The following is a 7,567-nucleotide window of genomic DNA, read 5'->3' as shown; positions in this document are numbered from 1 at the left end:
AGCGAATTTCAAAGGTGATACCCGCCACGTGATTTATCCGTGGAATCAATCCCAAATCGAAAATCGAAAATCCTCAAGAAAGAGCATTGATCCGTGGGGTCGCCTCTCAAATCGAAAATCGAAAATCGAAGCTGTCTTCTGCCTTCAAATGACAAGCGAATTTCAAAGGTGATACCCGCCACGTGATTTATCCGTGGAATCAATCCCAAATCGAAAATCGAAAATCCTCAACAAAGAGCATTGATCCGTGGGGTCGCCTCTCAAATCGAAAATCGAAAATCGAAAATCGAAAATCGATTGACTCCTCAATCGCTAAAAGAACAAATGACTTTCCGGCTGAATATTAATCTCCATCGGCACAGCTTGCGGGTCAGCCGAAAGAGCAAACATAATCGCATTTGCAGCAGTTTCGGTACTCAGCATTTTTGACCGGTCTACCTTCAAACTCACATTATCCCAAAACGGAGAATCCACCCCGCCAAAATAGAATAGCGTAAACTTAATGCCGTAGCGTCGCAGCTCATCTGCCATGCACTTGCTGAAACCAACTACCCCAAACTTTGAAGCGCAATAAGCCGTTCCCATCGCCATCGAATGCTTGCCCAAAATCCCGATGACATTGCAAATGTGCCCGGATTTGCGCTCTTTCATCACATTCGCCGCTGCTTGAGACGTGTAAAAACTGCCTTTTAAGTTCAAGTCAAGCATGGCATCTAAATCAGCGGGTTCTAACTTGTTCCACTGCTTGAGAATTCCGGCACCGGCGGCGTTTATGAGGGCATCAATTTGTCCGAAATGCCCCGCCGCTTTTTGCATCAGCGTCTCGACTTGCGGCAAATCGGTGATATCTGTGGGCACGCACAGTACCTCTGTTGCTGAAAGTTCGCTAGCTAAAGCGTCTAACTTACTGCTGTCTCTGGCGGCGAGCACTAGCCTCGCACCCGCATCAGCGAGTTTGCGGGCCACTGCTGAACCGATGCCGCCAGTCGCACCCACCACAACCACAACTTTGTCCTGCATATCCCTTTACATTTCTTTACGTCCAGATTGTATGATAGCTCAAGTTGCTAGTAATGGGGATGTTGCACCATTCTCAATAAGCTTTGTATGAACAGGCTTTTCGGCCTGTTCCACAAGAAAATTCACTCTTTGTGGAACAGGCCGAAAAGCCTGTTCCTGAGAATGGTGCAAGATGTGATATTTAACGGATTTAACAGAAAAAAATCTATCAAATTATACTTGCCAAAACAAAAAGCGCCCCTATTTCTAGGAGCGCTTTTTATTAATCAAAAGCTAAATTTAGCCGTTGATGGAAGGAGCAACCATTGCTACGGGAGTTGTTTCACCTGCGGCCAAGTCGAGAGGGAAGTTGTGAGCGTTGCGCTCGTGCATGACTTCCATACCCAAGTTAGCGCGGTTGATCACATCAGCCCAAGTGTTGATGACGCGACCTTGCGAGTCGATAACCGATTGGTTGAAGTTGAAACCGTTCAAGTTAAACGCCATCGTGGAAATACCCAAAGAGGTAAACCAGATACCGACTACTGGCCAGGCACCTAACAAGAAGTGCAAAGAACGGCTGTTGTTAAAGCTCGCGTATTGGAAAATCAAACGACCGAAGTAGCCGTGGGCTGCAACGATGTTGTAGGTTTCTTCTTCTTGACCGAATTTGTAACCGTAGTTCAAAGATTCTGTTTCGGTTGTTTCCCGAACCAAGCTAGAGGTAACGAGAGAACCGTGCATGGCGGAGAACAGAGCACCGCCGAAGACACCAGCAACTCCCAACATATGGAAGGGGTGCATCAGGATGTTGTGCTCGGCTTGGAACACGATCATGAAGTTGAATGTGCCGCTGATACCCAAGGGCATACCGTCAGAAAAGCTGCCTTGTCCGATCGGGTAAATCAAGAATACTGCGGTGGCTGCTGCAACTGGTGCAGAGTAAGCGACGCAGATCCAAGGACGCATACCTAAACGGTAGGACAATTCCCATTCACGACCCATGTAGCAGAAAATGCCAATCAGGAAGTGAAAAACTACCAATTGGTAGGGGCCGCCGTTGTACAACCATTCATCGAGGGAAGCTGCTTCCCAGATGGGATAGAAGTGAAGCCCGATCGCATTAGAGGAAGGAACAACAGCACCTGTGATGATGTTGTTGCCGTACATCAAGGAACCTGCAACTGGTTCGCGGATGCCGTCGATGTCTACTGGAGGAGCAGCGATGAAGGCTATGATGTAGCAAATGGTGGCACTCAGCAAGGTGGGAATCATCAAGACGCCGAACCAACCGATGTAAATCCGGTTTTCAGTGCTAGTTACCCACTCACAAAAGCGTTCCCAAACGTTGCCGCTTTCGCGACGCTGTACGGTTGTTGTCATTTGATTTATGATGGCTTAATTGAATTTTCAAGGTTCATTGTGGGGATGCCCCACGCTTATATTGGTAACACCATTCACTAAAGTTTGCCAAGGGATTTCTGCTGACAACTTAAATATTTTACAAACTTTTACAATGACTTAATTCTTCGTAAATATTTGTATTTTTTTACAAAGTAATATTACACACCAAACGGGTTGAATATAGCGACCTGAAGAACTGAATCTATTGTCTGTAGCTTGGTTCAACCGTTCGAGCATTTTTTTTTGTTCAGGTCGAGATCCTTTCTATTTAAATATCTCTTAATTAGGTCTTGAAGAGATGATTTTTAATATTTATTCACATATAACCGGTGGATTCTGCGAGGGTAAGTTTGTATCGGGAGAATAGTGAAAACCTGGTTTCAAGTGCGATCGGGCTGCATTAGACAAGATTGCAACAGTTCTTTTAGTTAAATTTTAGGACGGGCTAGAAGCCCATCCCACAAGAAAAAAAATTTGTGGGATGGGCTTCTAGCCCGTCCTAATTATTTTTGCAATTCAAGTCTATTCTCAATAATCTCCAATCAACCGGGTTTATTGACGAAAAAAGAAACCCGGTTTCTGAGGCGCTTGGCAATAGAAATCAACAGGGTTTCTGAGGATGAGTCCGCAAGTTGTGCGTAAAAATTAGGGGAGCATCTCAGTTTTGCATTTACAGTGCGAGCGTCCCCGCTCGCGTCTTGTACAATACGCGAGCGGGGACGCTCGCACTACAATAAAAAAAATGCTTTTTACAAAACTGAGATGCTCCCCCGATCCAAATTTTAACGGGTCGCTACAAAGTTAATTGAAACTCACATCTTGCACCCTTATTGAAAACAGGCTTTCCGGCCTGTTCCACAGGAGATTAATTTTCTTGTGGAACAGGCCGGAAAGCCTGTTCAGAAAAGCCTTATTGACAATACTACAACTCAGTTAAAGCTGACATCTTACACCATTCTCAATAACAGGCAAGATGCCTGTTCCACAAAAGAGGAATTTTGTTGTTGTGGAACAGGCCGGAAAGCCTGTTCAGAAAAGGCTTATTGACAATACTGCAAGAGCTGAGTTAAAGCCGACAAGGCAAGAATTCTAATTTTGAGACTAATCTTACTTTAGAGAGTCAACTAATGTTTCAACTCGTGCTTTAATTTCATCTCGAACGCGGTGAAAAGTTTCGATGGGTTGTCCGTCGGGATCGTCGAGTTGCCAATCTTCAAACACTTCTCGCAATACCCACGCTTCGGGTAAATTCACGCCGCAGCCACAGAGAGAAATTACTGCATCGTAGTCTTCTGCATTGAATTCGTTTAATGGGTTGGAGGTTTGATCTGTGATGTCAATGCCGATTTCTGACATGACTTGAATTGCTGTCGGATGAACTCTGCTAGATTCTAACCCGGAACTGGTGACTCCAATCTTGCCGGCTCCAATGGTTTTAGCAAATCCTTCTGCCATTTGCGATCTGCAGGAGTTTCTTTTGCAAACAAACATTACTTTTTTCATGGTTTTTGTTGGTTGTTAGTTGTTAGTTGGTGCTTGTTAGTTAGATGTTTCAAGGGCGCGATTTGCTAGTGCGATCGCCTCTTTAGCTGCTTGTTCCTTGCGTTCGCTGTAGCGATCGGTCAAATAGTCGGTTTGCTCCCGCAACAGCAAGGTAAACTTGTACAGTTCCTCCATTACGTCGATCGCGCGATCGCGATAAGGCGAATCCTTCATCGTCCCATCATCGTTAAATTCCTGATAAGCCTTAGCAACCGAAGACTGATTCGGAATCGTAAACATCCGCATCCAGCGACCCAAAATTCTCAAAGTATTGACAGCATTAAAAGACTGCGAACCGCCGCTGACTTGCATTACCGCCAAAGTTCGGCCTTGAGTCGGTCTGACAGCCCCAATATTTAAAGGAATCCAGTCAATTTGATTTTTCATAATGCCGGTAATATTGCCGTGCATTTCTGGACTCGACCACACTTGACCCTCCGACCACAGGCTCAATTCCCGTAATTCTTGAACCTTCGGATGAGTATCGGGAACGCTACCATAAATCGGCAATTCTAGAGGATTAAAAAACCTAACCTCTGCACCGAAGCCCTCAATAATTCGAGCCGACTCTTCCGCCAACAAGCGGCTGTAAGAACGCTCTCTTAAAGAGCCGTATAAAAAGAGAATTCTGGGTTTATGAGTAAATTCGTTCATGAGATTCTAGCAATGGGAATTGGGAAGACAACGAGGGTCTCGCAGCGATGCAGTTTCTGGTTTTCGGGGAAACCAAAATGCTGTTCGCTTGCAGAATTCTACTAACATTAACATCACTGGAACCTCAATTAAAACACCGACTACTGTAGCCAAGGCTGCACCTGAGTTTAAGCCAAAAAGCATCACAGCCGTAGCAATCGCTACCTCAAAATGATTGCTGGCCCCAATCAGCGCGGCAGGTGCTGAATCTTCGTAGCACAGGTTGAGTTTTAAAGCTGCTACATAAGAAATCAGGAAAATGAAGTTTGTCTGGATAAACAGAGGCACAGCAATTAAAAGAATGTGCAGAGGATTATTAACAATCAACTCTCCTTTGAAGGCAAACAAAAGAATTAGCGTAATCAAAAGGGCAGCCGTAGCAACTGGACTCAGATATTGCATAAACTCTCGTTCAAACCATTCTCGCCCTTTATGTTTGAAAATCCAGAAACGGCTATACATTCCGGCGGCTAAGGGCAAACCGACATAAATGAATACAGACAATACTATTGTCTGCCAAGGAACAACTAAATCATTGGCTGCTAACAGCCATCTGCCTAATGGTGCATATAAAAACAGCATTGCTAGGGAATTAACAGCAACCATAACGAGGGTATGTCCTTGATTGCCGTAGGAGAGATATCCCCACATTAAAACCATCGCAGTACAAGGGGCAATTCCTAATAATATTGTACCCGCAATGTAGGAACTAGCGATGGAGACTTCACTGCCACGAATTATTTCTGTGCCGGTAATGAGGGGGCGAAATAGCCAACCTAAGAAAAACTGAGAAAATGCTACCATTGTAAATGGTTTGATAACCCAGTTGACGACTAATGTTAAGATTACTGGTTTGGGCGTTCGCGCTGCATGGGCCGCCTGGGTAAAGTCTATTTTTACCATGATGGGATACATCATAAAAAATAGACAAATGGCAATAGGAATTGACACCTGATAAAAGCTGAGAGCATCAAGGGTGACGGCGACGCTGGGGAATAGTCTACCGAGAATAATACCGCCTAAAATGCAAAGAAATACCCAAAGGGTGAGGTATCTTTCAAAAAAACTGAGCTTGCTTCCTGCTTGGACAGGTGAGTTAGTGGCTTGAGGATGGTTCATTTTAGTTAACTGGTAAGTGAAAATTCATGAGAAAAACTCAAAATTTAGCCTGCTGTCGCAATAACTCGCCAATAGTCAAGTCAAGCTGAGCTTGACCACCAAAAACTGTGCCCACCTTCCCATTGTAGAAGTGCTGATAAATTAGTTGATAGCCTTCTTTTGGTAAAGGAATATAACCCACAGAACTAACTAAGGTCGGAGCTTTTTTCATGTAGAATTCTACAAAGTTGCGTAGTTCTACTTTATTTTGAGCCGAGTTGTAGTTGACATAGATAAATAGAGGTCGTGCCAGGGGCTGATACTGAGCTTTTTCTACAGTTTCGCGGGATGGCAACACTGCTCCTTTGCCTCTGTCAATACCTACAGCTTTCAATTGACTTTGGTTGTCTTCGTAATAGGACAATCCAAAGTAACCTAAAGCATTTTCGTCTTTAATAACTCCTTGCACTAAAACTTGGTCGTCTTCACTAGCTGTATAGTCGGTACGGCTGGCTTTCGCAGTACCTACTGTTGCCTCTGTGAAATAGTCAAATGTACCGGAATCTTTACCTGCACCGTAAAGGGTTATAGGTCGATTTGGCCAATTAGGTCGAATCTGATTCCAGCGGGTAATTTTTCCTTGGGCGGCGGGTTCCCAAAGTTTTTTTAGTTCCTCTACAGTAATGTCTTTTATCCAGTTATTTTTGGGATTGACTACTACTGTGAGCGCGTCAAATGCGACAGGTAATTCGTAGTAGCGGATGCCAGCTTTGTTGCAGGCTTCCATTTCCCCTGGGCTGATGGGGCGCGAGGCGTTGCTGATGTCAGTTTCGCCAGCACAAAACTTTCTAAATCCTCCACCAGTACCGGAGAATTCAACAGTAATTGATGCTTTTTTGGGATTGGTAGTTTGATATTCTTTGGCGATCGCATCCGTAATGGGATAGACAGTGCTGGAACCGTCAATTTTAATGCTTTGCGATTCTGGCGACTGGACTTGTCCGCAGGAGTTGAGAAGCCCGATCGCACCTATGGTCAAAGCAATTATACTTAGTGCGAAAGCCTTGGGCTTTTCTGCTCGGTTCATTGACCTCACCCAATGCCATAACTAAGGGATACACTGGAATCATATCAATAAAATTTGATATGTCAAGTATGAGGGAAGACAAACAGGCAATCAACACATTAAGAAATGTTGATGGGTTAATCTGCGTCGAAACAAGGGCGCGCCGGCAGGATCTGGCTGAAGCGGCGGTATTCGGCGAGGTACTGTTCCAGGGCGACAAACTGAGCTAAATTGAGGCTGTAGTAAATCCAGCGCCCTTCTTGGCGGCTGCGGACTAAAGCTGCATCCTTCAAGGTTTTGAGGTGGAAAGAGAGTTTAGGCTGAGGGACAGAAAGCCGATCGCACAATTCGCAAACACACAACTCCTGTTCCCGCAGCAACTCCAAAATCTGAATCCGCAGGGGGTCAGAAAGAGCGTGAAAGCCGGAGGAGACAAGTTTTTCCGAAATTGGCGGCTGTGAAATGCGATCGGGCGCAGCCGTAGAATTTTTAAGCATCAATTATTTAGAAAACATCCATAGCTGGTAAAAGTATAGTCATTTATTGCATGACATGGGAGGCTTCAAGGGGAGCATCCCGGTTTTGTAAATGGTTAAAAGTATGATAAGAGCCAAAATTCTTCGCCCTCTGCTATATGATAGAACGCAAAAGTTATCGCCCGCAGGCTAACCAAACTGGCGAGAGAGAAGTATCTAAAGTATGGGAGTCGGGAAGAAAAATAGAAAAGAAGCCTCTATATTCTAGATTAATTCATTTAAGTAAGCA

The 7,567-nt window shown here is 44.7% G+C and carries 7 protein-coding genes; all 7 read right to left on the bottom strand.

Annotated features, from left to right (window positions below; genetic code table 11):
* Positions 1 to 312: 312 nt before the first annotated feature.
* Complete coding sequence (locus QUB16_RS10455) at positions 313 to 1,020, bottom strand: SDR family oxidoreductase (protein ID WP_333315881.1); 708 nt, start codon at positions 1,018 to 1,020, stop codon at positions 313 to 315.
* Positions 1,021 to 1,299: 279 nt separating this feature from the next.
* Positions 1,300 to 2,382, bottom strand: a complete 1,083-nt coding sequence (gene psbA / locus QUB16_RS10450) for a photosystem II q(b) protein (protein WP_333083652.1) — start codon at positions 2,380 to 2,382, stop codon at positions 1,300 to 1,302.
* A 1,128-nt stretch (positions 2,383 to 3,510) separates the two neighbouring features.
* A complete protein-coding gene (gene arsC, locus QUB16_RS10445) occupies positions 3,511 to 3,906 on the bottom strand; it encodes an arsenate reductase, glutathione/glutaredoxin type (RefSeq protein WP_190732266.1) in 396 nt (131 codons plus the stop codon).
* A gap of 36 nt (positions 3,907 to 3,942) precedes the next feature.
* On the bottom strand, positions 3,943 to 4,599 hold the full coding sequence (gene arsH, locus QUB16_RS10440) for an arsenical resistance protein ArsH (protein WP_333315880.1): 657 nt from the start codon (positions 4,597 to 4,599) through the stop codon (positions 3,943 to 3,945).
* Between the two features lie 6 nt (positions 4,600 to 4,605).
* Positions 4,606 to 5,757 (bottom strand): ACR3 family arsenite efflux transporter, encoded by a 1,152-nt coding sequence (gene arsB, locus QUB16_RS10435; protein ID WP_333315879.1) that lies wholly within the window; start codon positions 5,755 to 5,757, stop codon positions 4,606 to 4,608.
* Positions 5,758 to 5,794: 37 nt separating this feature from the next.
* Positions 5,795 to 6,823, bottom strand: coding sequence for a PstS family phosphate ABC transporter substrate-binding protein (locus tag QUB16_RS10430; protein WP_333315878.1), 1,029 nt, complete (start codon positions 6,821 to 6,823; stop codon positions 5,795 to 5,797).
* Between the two features lie 116 nt (positions 6,824 to 6,939).
* A complete protein-coding gene (locus QUB16_RS10425) occupies positions 6,940 to 7,299 on the bottom strand; it encodes a metalloregulator ArsR/SmtB family transcription factor (RefSeq protein WP_333315877.1) in 360 nt (119 codons plus the stop codon).
* Between the last annotated feature and the right edge of the window lie 268 nt (positions 7,300 to 7,567).

The sequence above is a fragment of the Microcoleus sp. D3_18a_C4 genome (assembly GCF_036702415.1).
Classification (GTDB): domain Bacteria; phylum Cyanobacteriota; class Cyanobacteriia; order Cyanobacteriales; family Microcoleaceae; genus Microcoleus.
Note: the sequence above shows the minus strand (reverse complement) of the source record. Positions and strands in the feature narration are given on the sequence as shown.

Coding starts and splice junctions, on each gene's coding strand:
- arsH (WP_333315880.1), bottom strand. CDS start 4,599: ATGAACGAATTTACTCATAAACCCAGAATTCTCTTTTTATACGGCTCT.
- arsC (WP_190732266.1), bottom strand. CDS start 3,906: ATGAAAAAAGTAATGTTTGTTTGCAAAAGAAACTCCTGCAGATCGCAA.
- QUB16_RS10455 (WP_333315881.1), bottom strand. CDS start 1,020: ATGCAGGACAAAGTTGTGGTTGTGGTGGGTGCGACTGGCGGCATCGGT.
- arsB (WP_333315879.1), bottom strand. CDS start 5,757: ATGAACCATCCTCAAGCCACTAACTCACCTGTCCAAGCAGGAAGCAAG.
- QUB16_RS10430 (WP_333315878.1), bottom strand. CDS start 6,823: ATGAACCGAGCAGAAAAGCCCAAGGCTTTCGCACTAAGTATAATTGCT.
- QUB16_RS10425 (WP_333315877.1), bottom strand. CDS start 7,299: ATGCTTAAAAATTCTACGGCTGCGCCCGATCGCATTTCACAGCCGCCA.
- psbA (WP_333083652.1), bottom strand. CDS start 2,382: ATGACAACAACCGTACAGCGTCGCGAAAGCGGCAACGTTTGGGAACGC.